This window comes from Oleiphilus sp. HI0132, from assembly GCF_001635845.1.
Genome location: NZ_LWGJ01000228.1, coordinates 1 through 907, shown reverse-complemented (window position 1 = coordinate 907; position 907 = coordinate 1). Strand labels below are relative to the sequence as shown.

Annotated in this window: 1 protein-coding gene and 1 pseudogene; both read left to right on the top strand. The window is 46.1% G+C overall.

What is annotated here, in order from left to right; translation table 11 throughout:
- Nucleotides 1–193: pseudogene (locus A3766_RS29425) on the top strand (class I SAM-dependent methyltransferase); the annotation flags it as partial.
- A gap of 48 nt (nt 194–241) precedes the next feature.
- Nucleotides 242–787 (top strand): DUF2878 domain-containing protein, encoded by a 546-nt coding sequence (locus tag A3766_RS32560; RefSeq protein ID WP_068515392.1) that lies wholly within the window; start codon nt 242–244, stop codon nt 785–787.
- The last annotated feature ends 120 nt before the right edge of the window (nt 788–907 follow it).

Sequence of the window (907 nt, the reverse complement as noted above, 5' to 3'; positions counted from 1 at the left end):
GCTAGCATGGTTGGATTCATTTAATAAAGCCTCAGCGACCATCACAGAGCTAGGCTATAGCAAAGAATTTAAACGTATGTGGGAGTTCTACCTCTGCTACTGCGCAGGAGGTTTCAAAGAGCGCTCTATCGGCGTATCTCATATGTTATTCGCTAAACCAGGTTATAGAAACGAGCCCCTGTCTCGCATATAAGGCAGTGATAAGCGATATAGCCAACCACACCATTAAGGAGTCTACTCAATGTCTCGGGAACAACTAAATAGGCTCCTCAATGCGGTGTTATTCCAAAGCTGTTGGTTTCTGGCAATTTTATCAGATTGGTACCTGGCGCTCTGCGCATTCGCCTTGCTATTAGTGCATTTCGTTCGAACAAACGCATCGACTCACAACTCATTAAAACTCTTGTATATCGCGTGTATCGGCATTCTGATCGACAGCTTGCTTATGCATCTAGGCGTTTACCAGTTTCCGAACCCCGAGTTAAGAACCAACGATTTTATAATTCCCTTGTGGTTAATCATAATGTGGTGTGCGTTTACGCTCACACTGCTTTCGTCGCTGCAATGGTTTTTAGCCAAGCCATATTTTTTCATCTGCTTATGTTGCATTTCCGGACCCGCTTCATACCTGGCAGGCCGTCACTTCGGCGCGCTTCACTTTGCAGACGCCTCCCTTATTTTCATCATCCTAGAATGGTTCGTAGTCGGAGTTCTGTGTACTGCAATCTTCCCCTCTTCACCAAAGGAGGATCTGCCAGCCCAAGGAGGCAAATATGCAAGCTATTAGCAGTTTCTCAATTGCCAGTTTCTTTGTGCTCTCTTCGCTTTGCGCTCAGCTACAAGCTGCGCCAAGCGATATCAAAGTCGTTCAGTTTGAGGGCAAAGCGTATTCGCTAGACAGTGACGA

Coding starts and splice junctions, on each gene's coding strand:
- A3766_RS32560 (WP_068515392.1), top strand. CDS start 242: ATGTCTCGGGAACAACTAAATAGGCTCCTCAATGCGGTGTTATTCCAA.